This is a genomic window from Desulfoglaeba alkanexedens ALDC (assembly GCF_005377625.1).
Taxonomy (GTDB): domain Bacteria; phylum Desulfobacterota; class Syntrophobacteria; order Syntrophobacterales; family DSM-9756; genus Desulfoglaeba; species Desulfoglaeba alkanexedens.
In genome coordinates this window covers 2,650,499-2,669,289 of record NZ_CP040098.1, presented here as the reverse complement: position 1 = coordinate 2,669,289, position 18,791 = coordinate 2,650,499, and the positions used below count along the sequence as shown (strand labels likewise).

Below are 18,791 nucleotides of genomic sequence, written 5' to 3'. Positions count from 1 at the left end.
GTCTTAAGGAAACTCAGGGCCCGACTTTCATGAGCTTGTTTTGGGACAAGCTGTTTACCCGACGCCCAGTTCTCTCAGCCTGCGTTCCGCGGTTTCCAGGTCCACTCCGGCCAGAAGGACCGCCTTCCGGCGCGATCTTTCGCCCTGCACGACGGTGACGCTCCCCTTGGCCACGTGAAACAGCCCGGCGAGAAACCCGGCTAATTCCCGATTCGCCGCGCCTTCCACGGGTGGAGCAGTGACACGGATCTTGAGACCTTCGCCCTGGAGTCCCACCAGTTCGGTGCGGGCGGCCCGCGGCTGCATCGTCACCGTGAGCACGGTTCCCGAAGGCGTCGGCTTGAGGCAGGCCATCGCGGACACGGCTTGCGGCCTCCCAGGCTCACGAGGAACCCTTCCCAAAATTCAAAATGCCCGTCATTTCTAAAATCGGCCGGAACCAGGCGCAGGGATCCAGAAGCCCTGCGCCCAGGGCCCTAATACCCGTCATCGAGAAACCTTGAAACCTTCTATCGCCAGCGCCTCACGGGACGGATGGTTCGAGCGGTCCGCCTCACCTTGAACACCCGCAGCAACAGCACACCGGCGCCGAACCCCCCGATGTGCGCCCACCAGGCGATGCCGCCCGCCTGGACCTGGCCGCCCAATACCGATAAGGTGCCGCTGAAAAACTGGATGAGAAACCAGAACCCGAGAAAGACATAAGCCGGCACTTCCACCAGTTGTAGGAAAAAAAAGATGGGTACCAAGGCGAGAATCCGGGCATGGGGGTAAAGGACGAAGTAGGCGCCCATCACGCCGGCGATGGCCCCGCTGGCTCCGATGGTCGGAATGCGCGAATCCAGGTTGGTCACCAGGTGGATCAACGCGGCCGCCAGCCCGCAAAGAACATAGAAAGCGAAGTATCGGCCTCTTCCCAGAGCGCTTTCCACGTTGTCGCCGAAGATGTAGAGCGTCCACATATTGCCGATGAGGTGCAGCCATCCGCCGTGCAGAAACATGGACGTGAAAAAGGGCAGCACCTGCTCGAAAAACGAAAAATGAGCAGCGATTTTCGGTTCGGTATACCGAATCGGCACCAGGCCGTACAGATGAAAAAACCGCTCGATCTCACGCCCCAGGGCCAGTTCGTAAAGAAAGGCCACCACGCAGCAGGCGATGATCGCATATGTCACTACGGGCACACGATTTGAATGATTGACGTCACGAAGGGGTATCATCCGTTTACCGGCCTTTTCTGCATAAGGCGCTGTCTGAGAATACCCTTCACCTTTCTTGGGGTTGAGTGTCCGTTTTTTAGCGTAGGGGCGCAGCGGCGCTGCGCCCCTACTTGCCAGCGCCTCATGCCTTGTGGGAACCGGCTTGCCGGCGATCCGCATCGCGGCCAAGGCCGCTCCTACAGGAACAAGGAAGTGCAGGCCCGACTTTCATGAGCTTGTTTTTGGACAAGCTCTAAATGCGCGGTTTTCGGTCTCCGAGGGAGCGGTACGCAATCTAGCGGCTTTGGTGTTTGTTGTAAAGAAATCGTTGCCGCTGCCTTCAAACCTTCACTACCGTCTAGAGCCTGTCCAGACGCAGATTGACACTATGCTTGCTTTTCGTTAGCATCATTTGCAACCTGAACAAAGGGTGGAGATTTGCCGACTGGAAGTTTTTTTCGCAGATTTCCTTCCCACACGATCTTGACCGGGCGGTTTCATGCGAACGCTCCTACAGACCGTAAACTTCGAGGAAGGCGATGATCATAGGACTGGACGTGGGCGGCACTCATACCGATGTGGTGCTCCTGGGTGAGGAAGGCGTTCTGCGGCAGGTCAAGGTTCCGACCAACCCCGCGAACCTGCTGGATACCGTCTGGACGGGCCTCCAGGAGGTGAAGGCCGGGATCCATCCCAAGGAACTCGATCGAATCGTCCTGAGCACCACACTCACCACCAACGCCATCGTGGAAGGAAAACTCGTCCCGGTGGGTGTGATCGTATCGAGCGGACCGGGAATCGACCCGGAGGCGTTTCGCATCGGGGACCATTACCACGTGATTTCGGGTTCCATCGACCACAGGGGACGTGAGATTCAGCCCATCAATGTTTCCGAAATCGAATCCATCACATCGCGCCTCAAGAAGCAGGGTGTCCGTTACGTGGCGGTGGTTTCCAAGTTTTCGGTGAGGAACCCCAAGCATGAACTGCAGATCCAGGAAACCCTCGGGGACGACTTCGAGTTCGTCGTGCTGGGTCACCGCATTTCGGGAAACCTCAATTTTCCGCGCCGCATCGCCACGGCGTATCTCAACGCGGCGGTATATCCCATCCACAAACGCTTTTTCAACGCCGTGCGCCAATCGCTTAGCACCGACGGCCTCGCCATCCCGATCCACGTGCTCAAGGCCGACGGAGGCACCATGAATATGGACGCATCGCTGCAGTACCCGGGGCAAAGCATCCTTTCGGGTCCGGCGGCCAGTGTCATGGGATCGCTTCCGTTCGTGCAGGACGCCGAAGAGACGCTGGTGCTCGATGTGGGAGGCACGACCACGGACATGGCGGTCCTGATTCGCGACGCCCCGCTGCTGGACCCCGTCGGCATCGAAGTAGCCCGGTATCGGACCCTCATCCGTTCCCTGAAGACGGTATCCATCGGCATGGGCGGCGACAGCGCCGTTTCGGTGGCAGGCGGAGGACTTCGAGTGGGTCCGGAACGCATGGGCCGGGCCATGGCCTACGGAGGGTCGGTGCCCACGCCTACCGACGCCTTGTTCGTACTCGCAAAGGACGACCGTGGAGATGTCGACGCCGCGCGCCGCGGTCTGGAACCCATCGCCGCGGCTCTCGGAAAATCGTTGGAAGAAACGGCCCAGCTTGTCTTCGACACCGCCTGCCACCGGATCTTGCAGGCCGCCCACCAGATGATTCAAGAAATCAACGGCAAACCCGTCTACACGGTTCACGAGCTCCTGGAAGGCTACAAAGTGAACCCCAAGTCCATCCTCGTACTGGGAGGCCCCGCACCTTTCGTGGCGTCCCGGTTGAGGGAACTTTCGGACTACAAGGTCCGCACGGTCCCCCGCTGGGAAGTGGCCAACGCCGTAGGCGCCGCCATCGCTCGCACCACCTGCGAACTCACGCTCTTCGCCGACACCGAACGCGGCATCGCCACCGCTCCGGAAGAAGACTTTTACCAGCCGGTGAAAAGCGACTTCACTATGGAGAAGGCCGTCGCTCTCGCGAAGGAACTTCTGCGCGACAAGGCGCTTCGCGAAGGCGCCGACCCCGACGACCTGGAAATGGAAATCATCGAACAGCAGCAGTTCAACATGGTCCGCGGCTTTTACACCACCGGCCGGAACCTCCGGGTAAAAGTCCAGGTGAAACCCGGGCTCATCCGTCACTCCAGAACCATCACGCAAAAGCTGAACGAGGATTTGACCGCCGCCGGAACCGGAACGACCGGAGTCGCCGGGTAATCGTTCCCGCCGGCTTCGAAGGAGGCCGTCATGCTCACCGCACCGCGAAAGCTGGGCCTGGTTTTCTTTCCCGCCTTCGACTGGGCCATCAGCCCCACGCACCCGGAACGGGAAGAAAGGCTCCTCTACACCCAGGACCAGGTGTTCGAAGAAGGGGTGCTCGATATCGAGGGGATCGAAGAATTCAAGCCCGACCTGGCTACGATGCAGGACCTGCGTCGGGTCCATTTCTGCGCCCCCGACGAATGGAGCGTGGTTACGGAATCCCACCTCATCAGCGCGGGAGGCGCCAAGACCATCGCCATGTCGGTCCTGGACCGCAAGGTGGACCGCGGCCTCGCCCTCGTTCGGCCGCCGGGCCATCACGCCATGCGGGTGGTTCACGGAGCCCGGGGTTTCTGCAACATCAACATCGAAGCGATGATGGTCGAATTCCTGCGGGATGCCTACAAGATCGACCGGGTGGCCATCGTCGACACGGACTGTCATCACGGCGACGGCACCCAGGACATTTACTGGCACGATCCGGACACCCTCTACATCTCACTCCATCAGGACGGCCGGACCCTGTATCCGGGAACGGGCTTCCCTCACGAACTGGGAGGCCCCACCGCCGTCGGAAGTACCATCAACATCCCACTGCTGCCAAGAACCTCGAAAGAAGGCTTCCTCCAGGTGATCGACGGCATCGTGCTCCCGATCCTCAAGGAGTTCCAACCCGAACTGGTGGTCAATTCGGCCGGCCAGGACAACCATTACACCGACCCCATCACGAACATGAACTTCTGCGCCCAGGGCTACGCGCAACTCACCGAGCGCCTCGACGCGGACATCGCGGTCCTGGAAGGCGGCTACTCCATCGAAGGCGCCCTCCCCTACGTAAACCTGGGGATCATCCTGGCGATGGCGGGGCTGGACTACCACACAGTGCGGGAACCCGACTACGATCCCGTAAAAATCCGCCAATCCGAGGATACTACACAGTATATCGACAGTTTGGTGGGGAAAGTCATCGAATATTGGAGAGAATGTCCGGATATTCTCGAAAAAAACCGGAACACCAAGAAATTCGACGAAAGAGAGCGCACCATCTTTTACGATACCGATAACATTCTAGAAAACCAGCGCGAAAGGATCCGCGTGTGCCGGGATTGCAGCGGCGTCCTTTCCGTGGATTCCCTCACAGACCGCGGCTACCATATCTTTGCCGTGCACGTGCCTCGAAAAGCCTGCAAGGCCTGCCAGGAGCTGGGCCGCGAATGGTTCGAAACCGCCAACCTACGTTCCTACGACCGCGTATTCCTGCAGGACCGCCTTGAGAGGGAATACCTCATCCGGAAGAGATGACCATGGAACGTGTGTTCATCGAGGATTACACGCTGGGCGAACTGGAATCGTGGGTGGAACAGATCGGCGAACGGCGTTTTCGGGCCCGCCAGGTCTACCGGCATATCTACGGCCGCCTGGTCGGCACCTGGGACGAGTGCACCGACCTGGGCAAACTGTTCCGAGCTCAACTGGAATACGGCACGCACCTCCATGCCCTGGAACTGCGCGAGAAGGTTCGAGCCGAAGACGGAACCATCAAATACCTTTTCGCCTGCCGTGACGGGGCCCTTATCGAATCGGTCCTCATTCCGGACCCGCCGCGCCACACACTCTGCGTTTCCAGCCAGGTGGGCTGCGCCCTGGGCTGCCGGTTTTGCCTCACGGGAACCCTGGGGCTCGCGCGCAATCTTCGTACCGCCGAAATCGTCGACCAGTTGTGCCAGGTTCAACGGGACGCCGGCAGCCGATTTCGCATATCCAACATCGTTTTCATGGGCATGGGGGAACCTCTCGCCAACTTCGACGCCGTCATGAAGGCCCTCCGGATCTTTCTCGACCCGGGCGGACTCGCCTATTCCCACCGGAAGATCACGCTGTCTACCTGCGGGCTGATCCCGCAGATCAAACGGCTGGGCCGCGAAAGTCCGGTCAACCTGGCGCTGAGCCTCCACGCGCCCAACGACGCCGTCCGGAGTGAACTGATGCCCATCAACCGAAAGTATTCCCTGGAACCGCTTCTGGAAGCGTGCCGCGATTACCCTATACCGACCCGGAAGCGGATCACCTTCGAATACATCCTGCTCAAAGGCGTGAACGACGCCGCGATCCACGCACGGGAGCTCGCCCGACGGCTCCAAGGCATCCGGTCCAAGGTGAACCTCATCGCGTTCAATCCGCACCCGAACCTGCCCTTTGAGTCGCCTTCCGAAGAGCGCATACGTCAGTTCCAGGAGATTCTCAGGAAGGCGGGGTATACGGCGACGATCCGTGAAAGCCGTGGATCCGACATCCACGCCGCCTGTGGTCAACTGGCGGCCCGTGCGGCGGGGTTCAGCTGACACGGCTCCGTTCGCGAACCCACCGAACCGGCACCGTTCCCGGCCGGAAAGACCAACTTGAAAGCTGGAGGCATCCTGTTGACGGCAAAACCCGATTTCAGTAAAGGTAACGGCCTTCTTCCCGCCATCGTTCAGGACGCCGAATCGGGCGAAGTCCTCATGCTCGCATTCGTCAACGAAGAGGCCTGGGAGAAGACTCTGGAAACCGGAAAGGCTCACTACTGGAGCCGCTCCCGCAAGCAACTGTGGCAGAAGGGGGAAACGTCCGGCCATGTTCAGTTGGTGAAAGAAATCCGGCTGGACTGCGATTTGGACACCCTCCTTTTCAAGGTCAAGCAACTGGGTGGAGCCGCCTGCCACGAAGGCTACGCCACCTGCTTTTACCGGCGGTTCGAAGGGGGTGACCTTCGCATCGTTGAGGAACGCGTGTTCGATCCCAAGGAGGTTTACAGGAAGTGAAACAGCTCGTGCTGGGGATTCCCAAAGGCAGCCTGCAGGACGCCACCATCGATCTCTTCCGGAAGTCGGGATGGCGCATTTCGTTGAGCAGCCGGAACTACTTTCCGGAAATCAACGACCCCGAAATCAAGTGTTCCATCTGCCGCGCCCAGGAAATGTCCCGTTACGTGGAAAACGGTACCTTCGATGCTGGACTCACTGGAAAAGACTGGATCATGGAAAACGACTCCGACGTGGTGGTGGTCGCGGACCTGATCTACTCGAAGGTCAGTCAGAGGCCGGCCCGCTGGGTTCTGGCGGTCCCCTACGATTCGGCGATTCGGGACGTGAAGGATCTTCATGGGAAAAAGATCGCCACCGAACTGGTGAACTTCACGCGGCGCTATTTCGCCGATGCGGGCGTCGACGTCAAGGTGGAATTTTCCTGGGGAGCGACGGAAGCCAAGGTGATTTCGGGGCTGTGCGACGCCATCGTGGAAGTCACCGAAACGGGCACCACCATGCGGGCCAACGGCCTCCGGATCGTTAAGGAACTGATGCAGTCCAACACGCAGCTCATCGCCCACCGGGCGTCGTGGGAAGATCCCTGGAAGAAGGAAAAGATCGAACAGATCGCCCTGCTGCTCCAGGCGGCGCTCCGAGCGGAAGACCTGGTGGGTCTCAAGATGAACGTCCCGGAATCCAAGATCAACGACGTGATCCAACTGCTCCCGAGCCTCACCTCACCCACCACCGCACACCTCTACCAGACCGACTGGCTTTCGGTGGAAGTGGTGGTCTCGAAGCATGTGGTACGGGAGCTGGTCCCCCAACTCCTAAAGCGAGGCGCGGAGGGCATCATCGAATACAGCCTGAACAAGGTGATCTGAAATCGATTCGGTTCCAACCGCAGCGGAAGGAACGTCATGACGGCCCGTAAGACCACAGGGAAACGCCTTTGGGCGCCGGCATTTATCCTGTGCGCCGCGCTCCTTTCCGCCTGCGCCGCAGCACCTTCCGGGACCGATCCATTGGGAACCCGGATGAGCGCCGTCGAACTCAAAGAGTTGGGGGAGAAATTTCTCGGGGCGGGCGACATCGGCCAGGCCCTCAAGTACCTGGTCATGGCCGAGGAAAAGAACCCGCGGGACCCGGAAACCCACTATGCTCTGGGACTGGCCTACGATGCCAGAAGACTCCCCGAAGAGGCGCAGGCGCACCTGCTTCGGGCCGTGGAATTGCGGTCGGACTATTCCGAAGCATGGAACACCCTGGGGGCCCTGCACGCTCGAAACGGCCGACTGGACGAGGCCGAAGCGGCCTTCCGCAAGGCGCTGGCCAATCCGTTTTACACCACGCCCCACTACGCCCATTACAACCTGGGTCAACTTTATGAAAAGCGAGGCGATTTCAACGCCGCCTTGGCTCAGTACGACAACGCGCTTCATTTCGAACCGGGTTTCGCTCGAGCTCACCTGCAGCGGGGGCGGGTCCTTGAAGCGCTGGGGGACCGCGCGGCGGCCCGCCGAGCGATCGGCCGGGCCATAGCCTACGATGCGAACCTTGCGGAAGCGCATTTCCATTACGGGCGGCTGTGCGCCCTCATGGGCGATTCAGCGCAGGCGGTCACGGCCCTCAGGCAAGTGATTCAGCTGGAACCCGGCGGCGCTCTGGCCGAAGCCGCTGAACGCTACCTGGAAAATTTGGAGAGGAGCCGTTACTGACATGGTCTGCCGGCGTGTTCAGGACATCAAGCCGTTCCTGGTCATGGATGTGTTGGAAAAAGCCCAGGCTATGGAGCAGGCGGGGGAACCTATCGTCCATCTGGAAGTGGGGGAACCGGACTTCGAAACCCCCGAAGCCGTAAAGGAAGCGGCCATAGAAGCCATCCGTCGCGGTGAAACCCACTACACGCACAGCCTGGGCATGGCGAAGCTCAGGGAAGCCGTTTGCGCCCATTACGCCAACACCTACGGCGTCACCCGCCTGGAACCGGACCAGGTGATGATCACCTCAGGCACTTCTCCGGCCTTTCTGGTGGCCTTGAGCGCCCTCATCGCCTGCGGCGACGAGGTGATCCTTTCGGACCCCCATTACGCTTGCTACCCGAGCTTTATCCGGTTTATGGAAGGCGTCCCGCGGACTGTCCCCGTTCTGGAAGAGGACGGCTTTCAGTACCGGCCGGAGGGCATCCGGAAGGCGCTGACTCCCGCCGCCAAAGTCATCCTCGTCAATTCACCGGCCAACCCCACGGGGACCCTCCTGGATGCGGACCGCATGGCCGCCATCGCCGATATGGGCCGCTGGATCCTGAGCGATGAAATCTATCACGGCCTGGTCTACGAAGGCCGGGCTCATTCGCTCCTGGAATTCACAGACCGCTGTATCGTCTTCAACGGGTTTTCGAAGCTTTTCGCCATGACCGGCTGGCGCCTCGGATACCTCATCGTCCCCAAAGACCTCATCCGCCCCATGCAGGCGCTCATGCAGAACTTTTTCATCTCCGCCAATTCCATATCCCAGTGGGCGGCCTATGCCGCGCTCACCGACCCCCGGGTGCAAAAGGACGTGGAGCGCATGCGGCGCACCTATGACGAAAGACGCCGCTTTATGGTACGGCGCCTGCGGGAAATCGGCTTCGGGATCCGGAGCGAACCGACGGGGGCCTTTTACGTCTTCGCCGACGCGCGCCGTTTCACGAACGACTCCCTGCGCTTCGCCTTTGAAATCCTTGAAAGGGCGAAAGTGGGGATCACACCGGGCGTTGATTTCGGATCCAGGGGCGAAGGCTACGTTCGGTTCAGCTACGCCAATTCGCTGGAAAATATCGCCGAAGGGCTCCATCGCATCGAGGCCTACCTGAGCACCCTCGACCAGCGGCGTGTCTCCGGATGAGCGACAAACCGAAGGTGACCATTAAGTCGGCCGTGTTTGTCGGATCGGCGGTGGAGCGGGCCGGCTACCCCGGGGAGTCGCTTCCGGAGGTGGCCTTTGCGGGCCGGTCCAACGTGGGGAAATCTTCGCTCATCAACTGCCTCCTGGGGACAAAGAAACTGGTGCGCACCAGCCGCACGCCCGGGCGGACCCAGACCATCAACTTCTTCAGGATCAACGACGCCTTCTTCTTCGTGGACCTTCCCGGCTACGGCTACGCCAAGGTCCCGGCGGCCGTGCGCGCCCGGTGGGGCCCCATGATGGAAACCTACCTCAAGGAACGCCGCACCCTCCGGGCCGTGGTGCAGATCCTCGATTTTCGCCACCCCCCCACCCCAGACGACCTCGCCCTGTGGAACTGGCTGCAGGCGACCGGCGTCCTCACCCTTCCGGTCCTCACCAAAGCCGACAAGGTAAAGAAATCCCTGCGATCGAAAAACCTCGCCCAAGCGGCCGCCGCTCTGGCTCTCACCTCCTGCGACCTCATCGTCTTTTCCGCCGTGACCCGCGAAGGCCGGGACCTCCTCTGGGACCGACTCATGCCGCTTGTCGTCCCTTCCGCCGAAACCCCGGTGTGATGCCCGCTCCGCGTTTCCCGCCGCGAGCCCCACCCAGCCCGATATCATCGGCTCGACAACAGCTTTTCCTCTTCACTGGGAAGTCGCCGCAGCAGACGCACTTCCCCCTGGCGTTCCAGGGAATACGTGCGACCTTGGAATGCGAAGGTCTCCCGGTAGCCGTAGGGCAGCCCCAGATCCTCCGCCTCCGAAAGAGTTTCCAGAAGAAACGAGAGCACCTTGGCGTATTCCATGACGGCTTCGACCAGGTCTTTCGTATCGATGACGATCTCTTCCGCTCCAAAGAGTCTTTTCAGACCTTCGGTGTGAAAGCTTTCGGTTCCCGGATCTCGAAACAGCGTGATGACCTGTTCGGGTTTCTTCTGGTTTTGGATCTTGAGCAGGACGATCTTCTCGTCCGAACCGGGCTGCGCCTGCATCATGAGAACTCCTTCCATGGGATACGAAAGCACCGCGGGCAGCATTGGGTTACGAACCTGATCTCCGGAGCAACCCGTCGTTTCGGCAGCCGGGGAACCGGCCGACGACGTCATGATGTTGTCTTCGCTTTCGCCTTTTTCGTGCTTTTGCCGCTGTTGAGGCACAAGCTTCGAAAGCAGCAGTCGAGTTGGTCGCAATACCCTTGGGCCGTACCAAAGCAGGGGAAGTTGCCTTCAGCCCGCTGGATTTCACGGATCAGCTCAACCTTGGACTTACCGAACGAGCGGACACCGAGTTTCTTGGCCATTTCCCTGATTTCCTGCATCTTCATGGTCAGCTCCTTCATGTCGTTTCAAGCCGCGATCGGAGGATCGCAGCGCGCACCCGCCGTCGTTCAATCTCCAAAATCGTAGCGAAAGAAAACATCCACGCCGCTTTGATCTTCCCGGCCGAACTGGCTCTGGACGCTGATGTGGCGATTCATTTCGAACTCCGCCCTCACCTGATCGTTTTCGTCAGCGGTGAGTCCCTTCTCGTAGGTCACGTAGAGTTCCGGAGTGAGGTATTTTCCGATTTCCACTATCCCGCTTCCCTCTTCGGTGCCTTTGAACTGGACGACGTCGGGGGCGAAAGGCGTGTGTCCGAGGATGGCCTTGAGGAGTTTCGTGGTCTCGGAGCCGAAAAGCAGCGCCCCCCTTTCCTGAAGCGCCGTGCTCTGCTGAGCGCTCAGTTCTCCCGCGGGCCGGCCGAAAAGAAGGTACGACAGGATGTCCACGCGGTCCATGGAGGGGACGCTGGAGAAATCCAGCTGCGGCGAACTGAGCGGGCCTGTAAGGCGCACGAAGACACTGGCATCCCGCACGTCTTTCTGGCAAAGCACCTGCAGGACGGGGTCCGGCCGCTCGTGCCCCATGAAGTGCAATTCTCCCTCGGTGATCTTCAGCCGAACGCTCTGGAAGCTGTAAGTACCGCGGACGGCCTGCACTGTGCCGAAAAGCCGAAGCGGTCCGGCGGCCTCTTTCTTGAGCTGCACCTCCCCCTGGATTTCAGCTTCCAGGCCCTTGCCGCGGACCCAGGCTCCGTCGCGAGGAAGGACCAGGGCCACGTCCAGGGCGGTACGCCGGTAAAGACTCGATGTCGCTTCCTTTTCACTGGTAACTTCCGTGATCCCCGACATATCGTCGTCGTCGCCGCCGATCACCTGGATGTTCCTCGCCAGATCCAGTTCCAGTTCGCCAAGGTACATGGCCGCCTTCGTGAAGGTGACCTCGGCTTCGATCACGGGAGCCGCCACGGGGCCGCGCTGCACCAGCCGGGCGCGCCCCGATCCTTCACCGGAAATCCCGAAAAGTTCCGGGAACACCAGGTCCGTACCCTGTGCCACCAGGGTTGCTTCCTCTAGTTTGCCATTTCGGTGCCGAACCATGGCCGAAAGGGTCACCCGCCCATCCAGGGTATTCAGCACCGCATCTCGGATCACGATGGTTTCCGAATCCGCCTTCCAGTGGAAGCGCACATTCTCCAGGGGATGAGACCAAAACGTGAGAAGAACCGAACCGGCTTCCACCAACCCTTCCGCTTCCAGGGCCGATCCGTGAGGGGAGATCCGGAGTTCGGCCTGAAAGGTGGCGGAGCCCGTAACCGTCCTGGTATGGGGAACCAAGCCGGCAAAAGGTTCAATGCGGACATTCGTGCCTGCGGCGCGGATCGCTCCTTCTCGCGAAGCAACCCACTGGGCACGGAACGGGTACAAGGAGAAGACGACGGGAACGTTTCCGGTAACCTCTATGGGTTCCTCTTCGGAATCGACCGCCAATCGGCCCCTGAATTCCAGCAACCCCCCGGAAGCCGTCCCGGAAAATGCGGCGCGGTCGAACGAGGCCTTGGCGTAGCGGAGATCCATCCATTCCACTTCGAAACGTACGTGGGGATTGGAAAGGGCACCGGAAACGTGAGCACGGCCGGAAACGGTCCCATCGAGGGAATTCGATCCGCCGAAAAGGTCCGCGAGTTCCGGCCACTCCTTAGGCTGGAAACCCACGAGCTCCACGTCCAGGTCGGTCGGCTTTTCCCGTGCCAGACTTCCCGTCAGCGTCAGTCGCTCGGCCGCCCGCACCAACTCCAGGCGGAGTCCGTCCAGCCGGTCTCCGCCCGCCCGAGCCGACCCGCTGAACTGCAGGGTCTTGTCGCCCCATTGAAGCCTTCCGCCCTGCAACGTCAAAATCCGGGGAACGTCCCAGATGTTTTCGACCCGGCCCGAAACAGAAAACGAACCCTCCTCTTCGAAAACCTCACCGGCCGCGCTGAATCGGCACACGGCCGCCTCCTGCTCCAGTTCCACCGAAACCGATCGAAGCCGCGTTCCTCGAAGATTCATTCCGGTCGCCCGGATATTCAAGGTCTTTTCGCCTTCCTTTACCCCGAGGACCCCGTTTCCGGAAAGGTCGACACGATCGGCTTGGATGTCCGAATATCGGGCATCGGAAAGATTCATGCGCCCTTCCCACTGCAAGGCGGGCCAAGTTCCGCTGATCCGCCCCCGGGAAGCCAGCTTTCCGGAAAGTTCTCCCACACCGGCGAGCGCCGAGGCTTTGCCGAGGTCCACTTGAGTGGCTTCGTACTCGAGCTCGTGAAAGATCGGCAGACGCCCGTTCCGCCCTTGTCCCGGCGCGAACTCGAAACGGATGGCGCCGGCGGCATGGAACCCGCCCATCGTGCTGTCGAGATCCAATCTGTGAACCTCCAGAGCCCCGGCGCCGATCGCGCCTTCGAGAAATCCCGCCTCGATGGTTTCCGCACCCGCGCTTCCCTTCGTGACGGCAAGTTTCCACAAAAGGGTTGTTTCCTCCAGCACGGGGCCACGTCCGGAGATCTCCATGGTCCCGTCCAGCGCCACCGGGATGTTCCGGCCGGGAAGCGTCGCCTGAACACCGGCAAACCGACTTTCCCAGGCCACGTGCACGCCTTCCCTGGACGTTTCGATGAAACCCTCTCCGGAAATCGCCCCCCGATCACTTCGAAGATCGCATGCAGCGACCCACCTCCCCCCGGTATCCCTTTTCACCGACAAGTTCCCTTGAAAAGCGGAAGGCATGGTGCGCGGCGAGGCTTCCCTGGTAAAAACGGTGGGGGAAAGAGACCGAATTTCCACCTGAACTTCCGCAGGCCCCCCGTCTTCGAAATGCCAGCGGCCGTCCAACCTCACTCGGTTGTCCGGTCCCACGGCGGCTTCCACGGCGTGCCAGGACACCCAACCCGGTGCCAAACGCACGTTTCCTTCCACCTGCGCTCGGCCCAGCTTCGGTTCAATGAATTCGCCTCCCCACTGATCGAAGCGGATATCCAGGACCGGGCTTCCGGATTCTTCATCCACAGTGAAAGTCATCAGCCCGTCCACCCGATCCACGGAAAAAACCGTCTTCCCTTCATGAAGGCCCACCAGCCGGCCTTCCACCACCCGGATCGGCGGGAGCGGCCATTCCTGCCACAGTTTACGGTCGCCTTGTGCCACCTCTCGACCGGATTCACCCGTACCGGGGACACGCCACCGCCCCGACGCGTCCTTTTCGAACCTGAGAAAAGGCCGTTCCAGGATGATATAGCGCAGGTCGACGTACGGAGCACCCGCCGAGAACGCGTAACGAACTTCGGCCGTTCCGCAGCGAATGACCTCGAGCCCGCTTGGATCCCGAACGGCCAGGCCCCTCAGGCTGAGCCTCGAAAGCGGGTTCCATCGGAACCGTTCCAGGGAAACCCGGAACCCCGTGTCCCTTTCGACCACCGCCACCACCTTTTCGATGATCCGGGACTGAATCCAAGGCAAGTGCACCAGAAGGAGCAGCAGAAGCGGCACCAGGACCACGGTGGATGCCACGGCCAGGAGAAACCACGAAAAGCGGCTTCTTGGAAGCGGCCGCCGTGAACCGCAGCCGGTTCTTGCGCCCGCCTTTCCATAAGACTCTGTCACATCCAGCCTCTTCCCGGTCTCGCCGGTTCTCAACGAAATTGCGTTTCATGCCCATTTGGGAGAATATACGCATTATCGCTTGCGTCATGGAGTAAATCAATGTTCCGTTGCCAACTTGTCACACGGAGGGATAGCCATGAAGGCGATGGTGCTGCATCGATGTGCGTCGATCGAAACACGCCCGCTCCAGATGATGGACCTTCCGGATCCGGAACCGGGGCCGGGGGAAATTCGAGTGAAGGTTCGGGCCTGCGGCGTCTGCCGGACGGATCTGCACGTGATCGAAGGGGATCTCCCCCAGCTGGAACATACTGTCATCCCGGGGCACCAGATCGTGGGCCACGTCGACCGCCTTGGGCCCGGCGCCCGTCGCTTTCAGAACGGACACCGGGTCGGCGTCGCCTGGCTACGCCACACCTGCGGCTCTTGCACCTTCTGCACCGCGGGCCAGGAAAACCTGTGCGAAAACGCCCTCTTCACCGGTTACCACGCCCCCGGAGGTTTCGCACAATATGCCGTCGTCCAGGAAGACTTCGCCTACCCCATACCCGAAACCTTCGACGACGCGGAAGCCACCCCGCTCCTCTGCGCAGGTATCATCGGCTACCGCAGCCTCAAGCGCGCCGGGTGCGGTCCCGAACCCGCGGGAACCCGCCGCCTAGCCCTCTACGGTTTCGGTTCCTCCGCCCACATCGTCATCCAGATCGCCCGCCATTGGGGCTACGACGTATATGCCGTTTCGCGAACGGAATCGCATCAGCAGCTGGCCCGGGACCTGGGGGCCCGGTGGGCGGGAGCAAAGGCCGACGAACTTCCGGTTCCCGTGGACAGCGCTATCCTGTTCGCCCCGGCGGGCCCGCTGGTCCCCGAAGCACTCGAACACCTTCGGAAGGGAGGCACACTCGCTCTCGCCGGCATTCACATGACCGACATCCCCATCCTCAACTACGAAAAACACCTTTTCTACGAAAAGAACGTCCACAGCGTAACGGCCAATACCCGTGAAGACGGCCGGGAACTACTGCGCGTCGCCGCCCAGATTCCCATCCGCCCGACGGTGCGTTGCTTCCCTCTGCGCGAGGCCAACGAGGTGCTGCTCGAACTCAAGCAGGATAAAATCCGCGGGACGGCCGTCCTTGTTCCGGAAGAATAATCAGAAAGCCTGCCCGATGCTCACGTGGATCTGGTAGCGGTTGAACGGGGGATCATCGGGGGGGTTCAGCTGATAACCCACATCCAGCCTGACGGGACCGATGGGCGTCTGGTACCTCAACCCTCCACCCACGGTGTACTTGAGTTCATCCATGACGATTTCGTAACTTTGTTTGTACACGTTTCCGAAATCGAAGAAGAGAACCCCTTCCCACGAGTTCCGGATAGGGAAACGCCAGTCGGCGTTTCCTTCCACCAGGGTGAGCCCGCCGTAGGGGTCGCCGTCTCGGTCCAGGGGTCCCAGCTGCTGGTAGGGATAACCCCGGACACTGTTGCTGCCACCTGAAAAGAAACGCTTGAAAACGGGAACCCGGGAAGTGTCTTCCAGTTCCCGGATCCCCCCCCACCTCAATCGGAGAGCCATCACGCCGAAGCGCTCCAAGGGCACATAGCCCCGGCCCTCCAAGGTTAACTTGACGAAATCCACTTCGGAACCCAAGCCCCTGGATCCCCACTCCGCCGTGTTGATGAATTGAACACCCCGCGTGGGGTTCAGTGGATCGTCCAGAACCCGGTAGGACAAACCGCCGAAGATCGAGGATATGTAGTATTCTTCCCGTTCCTGATCCACATCGTCGTCCGCTGCGACCGCACTCACATCCAGCAGCCGGTTCATTTCCAGACGGTGCCCCACGTGGACCTGTACCCTGTCGAAAAGCCCGTGATCCAGCTGGCTCGAAACATAGATCTTCTCGTTTTCAAAGGCCTCCTGGTCCTCCCGAGTCACGCCTCCCGTGGCCACGAACGAGGTGTTTCGCAGACTCAAGGGGTAAGGCTGAATGAACCGCCCTTCGACGAGTTGCACCAGGGAGCTGGCCTTGGCGTTCAGCTGCAGGCTCCGGGCGTCTCCAAGAAAGTTCCGGATCTCGTGACCCAGCTGGGCCCGCAGCCGGTCTTCGCTACCATAGCCCACACCGAACCGAACGGTCTGCTTCTTGGCTTCCTTGACCAGGATATGGATGGGTAGATCCGTTTGCTCTCCTTCCAGCCCCTTGACCTGTAGATCTACGAACTGGAACAGCCGCAGATCGAAAAGTCTCTTCTGGCTTTCCTGGATCTTCGACGCCTTGAATCGGTCCCCCTCCCGGAGCGTCAGTTCGCGAAGGATGATGGCATCGTCCACCCGGTGATTGCCTTCAATGGTCACCGGCCCGAACCGGCACACCGCCCCGGTGTTCACCGCGGCCTCCACTTCCGCCCGGTGGGCGCCCTTGTCGAGCCGCGCCTTGAGAGACACCTCAGTCTTGGGGTATCCCCACTCGGCGAAAAAACGGAGCAGCACTTTTTCGATGTCGCGATAGCCGGAGGTGGTGAAACGGTCGCCGGGTTTGAGCGGCATCAGCGCTATCACGTCGTCGTGCCAGGGTCCGGTGGTTTGCCCGTTGATGGTAAGTCGGACGGACGAGACCACCAAGGGGTCGCCTTCTTCGATGGCGATTTCCAGGATCACTTCACCGCCCACCAGGGGCGTCAACTTGTGAGACACCACGCGGGCGTCGTAAAATCCCTGGCTCTGGTAATACCGCTCTATGCGCCTCAGGTCTTCCTCGAGCACTTCAGGGTCGAGCGGGGATCCGCCGAACCAGCGGAAACGCTTTTCCCGGGTCTTCATGATCTTCTTGATTTCACTTGGAGAAAGCGAATCCACTCCGTTGAACTGAACGAAGCGAACGACGGGGCGTTCTTCGGAAGTCTTTTCGGCATGGGATGCAGCCACCGCCGCATCCCATACCGCAAGCCCTACGAAGAACAACACAATAAGGAAAGGGACCGTTTGAAATTTCCCGGTCCTGAAGGCGGCAGGGGTCCAGGCCAAGAACCTTTTTCCCGTCCGTTTCAGGGCAGATTCGCCAGCCATTTCCTGGCGATTTCGGCCTGGGGCGTATCCGGGTGATCTTCAATCACCCGTTCGTAAAGGATCCTTGCAGCGGTCGGATCGCCCAGCTTATGGAATGCGGCGCCCTGTTTCAGGAGCGCGTAAGGGACCTTGTTGCCCTTGGGGTAGCGGTCCAGCACCACCTGGTAGGACTCCACGGCCTCACGGTACCGCTCCTGCAAGTAGTAGCATTCTCCCACCCAGAAGTAGGCATTGTCGGCCAGCTCCGAATCGGGATACTTGGAGGCGAAATCGAGGAATTCCTTCCGCGCGCCTTCATAGTCGCTTTTCTGGAACAGGTCCAGGGCGCGGTTATAATGTGCCTTCTCGGGATCTTCGGGAGGCTTTACGACGGCGGTGGCGGGAGGCGATGGGCCTTCCGGCGTGGACTGTGCCGGCTCACCGCCTTCCGGCATCCGGATGACCGGTTCGGGTTCCACGGGCGCCGTGCCCTGCGGAGCCGAAGAGACATGGGCCGGAGACGCTTGCGTGCCCCCGCCCGCGGCCCGTTCGATCTGTCGCGCCTGTGTTTCCACCTGACCCCTCAGAGCCCCCATCTCCACCTGCAGCGCTTCCAGCCGGGCATAGAGGTCGGCCAGGCTCTGGCGGCCCTGACCACCGCCCTGGATCGCGCCTTCCAGCGATTCGACCCGGCGTTCCAGTTCCTGCACCTGGCTCTCGAGGCGGTACACGTTCTGTTCCAGCGCCACGGACTGATGCGAAGCGGCGCACCCGAAGCTCAAAGAAAGAAGAGTGGCCAGGCCGAACCACAAGGCCGTTTTATCCGGTATTTTCATGCTCCCGTAACCTCCAGCAACTCTTACATAACCGGCAACGGTGTCTCCCTCGTGGCGCTTTGACCTCTACCGCCATCGTCCCAAACGTTTTGCTGGATCCAGGCCGCGCCCCGCGGGGCGCGGCCTGGACGAATCCTAGTAATGCAGCACGCAATGAGCGCGGCGGTTCCTGGCCCAAGACGCTTCGTCGTGACTCAGGGCGATGGGCCGCTCTTCACCGTAGCTGATCATACTGAGGCGCGAGGGGTCGACACCTGAATTCACGAAATACTGCCACACACTGTTGGCGCGCCTTTCGCCCAGGGCCAGGTTGTACTCGCTGGTTCCACGTTCATCGCAGTGCCCCTCGATGGTCACCGTGACCTTCGGATATCGCCGGAGGAATTCCACCTTGCGATCAAGCACCTGGCGGGCTTCTTCCAACAGTACGTAAGAATCGAATTCGAAATAAACGTCGTCGTTTTCGAAGGACTCCGCCTTGTCGAGGAACTCCACCCGCTCTTCCTCAGTAAGCAGCCCCAGTTCCCTCCACTTGCTTTCGTCGATGCCGTGACTCAAGCCCGACGCCGCTTTCGGCCCCGTTTCGGACACCGCAGGCATCCCCGACTGAACCGGTACCGTCTTCTTCGCACACCCGCTCAGGGCCGCCAAAGCCATCGCGCTCAACATCAACCCCGTCACCATGATCCGTCTTTTCATCACGAACATCCTCCTCACGA

The 18,791-nt window shown here is 60.6% G+C and carries 17 protein-coding genes; 9 read left to right on the top strand and 8 right to left on the bottom strand.

The annotated features are described in order from the left end of the window. Positions 1-54: 54 nt before the first annotated feature. Together FDQ92_RS12040 and FDQ92_RS12035 are read right to left on the bottom strand one after the other, a co-directional pair. On the bottom strand, positions 55-354 hold the full coding sequence (locus FDQ92_RS12040; protein WP_137425824.1) for a DUF167 domain-containing protein: 300 nt from the start codon (positions 352-354) through the stop codon (positions 55-57). A 155-nt stretch (positions 355-509) separates the two neighbouring features. Further along, the gene (locus FDQ92_RS12035; protein WP_211341266.1) at positions 510-1,175 is read right to left on the bottom strand and encodes a rhomboid family intramembrane serine protease; all 666 of its coding nucleotides are present in this window, start codon (positions 1,173-1,175) and stop codon (positions 510-512) included. Between the two features lie 563 nt (positions 1,176-1,738). Here FDQ92_RS12035 and FDQ92_RS12030 point away from each other — a divergent pair. The 8 genes from FDQ92_RS12030 (at position 1,739) to yihA (ending at position 9,800) form a co-directional block, all read left to right on the top strand. Next, positions 1,739-3,463, top strand: a complete 1,725-nt coding sequence (locus FDQ92_RS12030; protein ID WP_137425122.1) for a hydantoinase/oxoprolinase family protein — start codon at positions 1,739-1,741, stop codon at positions 3,461-3,463. Between the two features lie 30 nt (positions 3,464-3,493). Beyond that, positions 3,494-4,810, top strand: coding sequence for a histone deacetylase family protein (locus tag FDQ92_RS12025; protein ID WP_137425121.1), 1,317 nt, complete (start codon positions 3,494-3,496; stop codon positions 4,808-4,810). Positions 4,811-4,812: 2 nt separating this feature from the next. Continuing rightward, positions 4,813-5,850 (top strand): dual-specificity RNA methyltransferase RlmN, encoded by a 1,038-nt coding sequence (rlmN, locus tag FDQ92_RS12020; protein ID WP_137425120.1) that lies wholly within the window; start codon positions 4,813-4,815, stop codon positions 5,848-5,850. Between the two features lie 78 nt (positions 5,851-5,928). Then, the gene (hisI, locus tag FDQ92_RS12015) at positions 5,929-6,309 is read left to right on the top strand and encodes a phosphoribosyl-AMP cyclohydrolase (RefSeq protein WP_137425119.1); all 381 of its coding nucleotides are present in this window, start codon (positions 5,929-5,931) and stop codon (positions 6,307-6,309) included. Continuing rightward, positions 6,306-7,178, top strand: a complete 873-nt coding sequence (gene hisG, locus FDQ92_RS12010) for an ATP phosphoribosyltransferase (RefSeq protein ID WP_137425118.1) — start codon at positions 6,306-6,308, stop codon at positions 7,176-7,178. Before hisI ends, hisG begins: the two co-directional genes overlap by 4 nt. 36 nt (positions 7,179-7,214) lie before the next feature. Next, positions 7,215-8,012 carry a tetratricopeptide repeat protein gene (locus FDQ92_RS12005; protein WP_137425117.1) on the top strand — a complete coding sequence of 266 codons (798 nt, stop codon included), beginning with the start codon at positions 7,215-7,217 and terminating at the stop codon, positions 8,010-8,012. A 1-nt stretch (position 8,013) separates the two neighbouring features. Beyond that, positions 8,014-9,183, top strand: a complete 1,170-nt coding sequence (locus tag FDQ92_RS12000) for a pyridoxal phosphate-dependent aminotransferase (RefSeq protein WP_137425116.1) — start codon at positions 8,014-8,016, stop codon at positions 9,181-9,183. 14 nt (positions 9,184-9,197) lie between these two features. Then, positions 9,198-9,800: a ribosome biogenesis GTP-binding protein YihA/YsxC gene (yihA, locus tag FDQ92_RS11995; RefSeq protein WP_425457275.1), complete on the top strand. Its 603-nt coding sequence runs from the start codon at positions 9,198-9,200 to the stop codon at positions 9,798-9,800. Positions 9,801-9,844: 44 nt separating this feature from the next. On the opposite strand, the gene FDQ92_RS11990 is transcribed toward yihA, so the two are convergent. The 3 genes from FDQ92_RS11990 to FDQ92_RS11980 all read right to left on the bottom strand — a co-directional run bounded on the left by FDQ92_RS11990 (position 9,845) and on the right by FDQ92_RS11980 (position 14,187). Beyond that, positions 9,845-10,222, bottom strand: a complete 378-nt coding sequence (locus FDQ92_RS11990) for a hypothetical protein (protein WP_137425114.1) — start codon at positions 10,220-10,222, stop codon at positions 9,845-9,847. A gap of 107 nt (positions 10,223-10,329) precedes the next feature. Continuing rightward, a complete protein-coding gene (locus FDQ92_RS11985; protein ID WP_137425113.1) occupies positions 10,330-10,551 on the bottom strand; it encodes an SAP domain-containing protein in 222 nt (73 codons plus the stop codon). Between the two features lie 63 nt (positions 10,552-10,614). Beyond that, positions 10,615-14,187, bottom strand: a complete 3,573-nt coding sequence (locus tag FDQ92_RS11980; RefSeq protein WP_137425112.1) for a translocation/assembly module TamB domain-containing protein — start codon at positions 14,185-14,187, stop codon at positions 10,615-10,617. A gap of 136 nt (positions 14,188-14,323) precedes the next feature. Here FDQ92_RS11980 and FDQ92_RS11975 point away from each other — a divergent pair, with 136 nt between their 5' ends. Further along, positions 14,324-15,340 (top strand): zinc-dependent alcohol dehydrogenase family protein, encoded by a 1,017-nt coding sequence (locus FDQ92_RS11975; RefSeq protein WP_137425111.1) that lies wholly within the window; start codon positions 14,324-14,326, stop codon positions 15,338-15,340. Here the strand turns inward: FDQ92_RS11975 and FDQ92_RS11970 are convergent, their stop codons facing one another. The 3 genes from FDQ92_RS11970 to pal all read right to left on the bottom strand — a co-directional run bounded on the left by FDQ92_RS11970 (position 15,341) and on the right by pal (position 18,771). After that, positions 15,341-17,215, bottom strand: coding sequence for an autotransporter assembly complex protein TamA (locus FDQ92_RS11970; protein ID WP_170180336.1), 1,875 nt, complete (start codon positions 17,213-17,215; stop codon positions 15,341-15,343). Between the two features lie 20 nt (positions 17,216-17,235). Beyond that, positions 17,236-18,072: a tol-pal system protein YbgF gene (ybgF, locus tag FDQ92_RS11965; RefSeq protein ID WP_137425109.1), complete on the bottom strand. Its 837-nt coding sequence runs from the start codon at positions 18,070-18,072 to the stop codon at positions 17,236-17,238. Positions 18,073-18,207: 135 nt separating this feature from the next. Further along, the gene (pal, locus tag FDQ92_RS11960) at positions 18,208-18,771 is read right to left on the bottom strand and encodes a peptidoglycan-associated lipoprotein Pal (protein ID WP_246041979.1); all 564 of its coding nucleotides are present in this window, start codon (positions 18,769-18,771) and stop codon (positions 18,208-18,210) included. Positions 18,772-18,791 lie beyond the last annotated feature (20 nt).

Bases quoted from the DNA above. Each gene is read 5' to 3' on its own strand.
- FDQ92_RS12040 (WP_137425824.1), bottom strand. From the start codon at position 354: ATGGCCTGCCTCAAGCCGACGCCTTCGGGAACCGTGCTCACGGTGACG.
- FDQ92_RS12030 (WP_137425122.1), top strand. From the start codon at position 1,739: ATGATCATAGGACTGGACGTGGGCGGCACTCATACCGATGTGGTGCTC.
- FDQ92_RS12025 (WP_137425121.1), top strand. From the start codon at position 3,494: ATGCTCACCGCACCGCGAAAGCTGGGCCTGGTTTTCTTTCCCGCCTTC.
- rlmN (WP_137425120.1), top strand. From the start codon at position 4,813: ATGGAACGTGTGTTCATCGAGGATTACACGCTGGGCGAACTGGAATCG.
- FDQ92_RS12005 (WP_137425117.1), top strand. From the start codon at position 7,215: ATGACGGCCCGTAAGACCACAGGGAAACGCCTTTGGGCGCCGGCATTT.
- FDQ92_RS12000 (WP_137425116.1), top strand. From the start codon at position 8,014: ATGGTCTGCCGGCGTGTTCAGGACATCAAGCCGTTCCTGGTCATGGAT.
- FDQ92_RS11990 (WP_137425114.1), bottom strand. From the start codon at position 10,222: ATGATGCAGGCGCAGCCCGGTTCGGACGAGAAGATCGTCCTGCTCAAG.
- FDQ92_RS11985 (WP_137425113.1), bottom strand. From the start codon at position 10,551: ATGAAGATGCAGGAAATCAGGGAAATGGCCAAGAAACTCGGTGTCCGC.
- FDQ92_RS11975 (WP_137425111.1), top strand. From the start codon at position 14,324: ATGAAGGCGATGGTGCTGCATCGATGTGCGTCGATCGAAACACGCCCG.
- ybgF (WP_137425109.1), bottom strand. From the start codon at position 18,072: ATGAAAATACCGGATAAAACGGCCTTGTGGTTCGGCCTGGCCACTCTT.
- pal (WP_246041979.1), bottom strand. From the start codon at position 18,771: ATGAAAAGACGGATCATGGTGACGGGGTTGATGTTGAGCGCGATGGCT.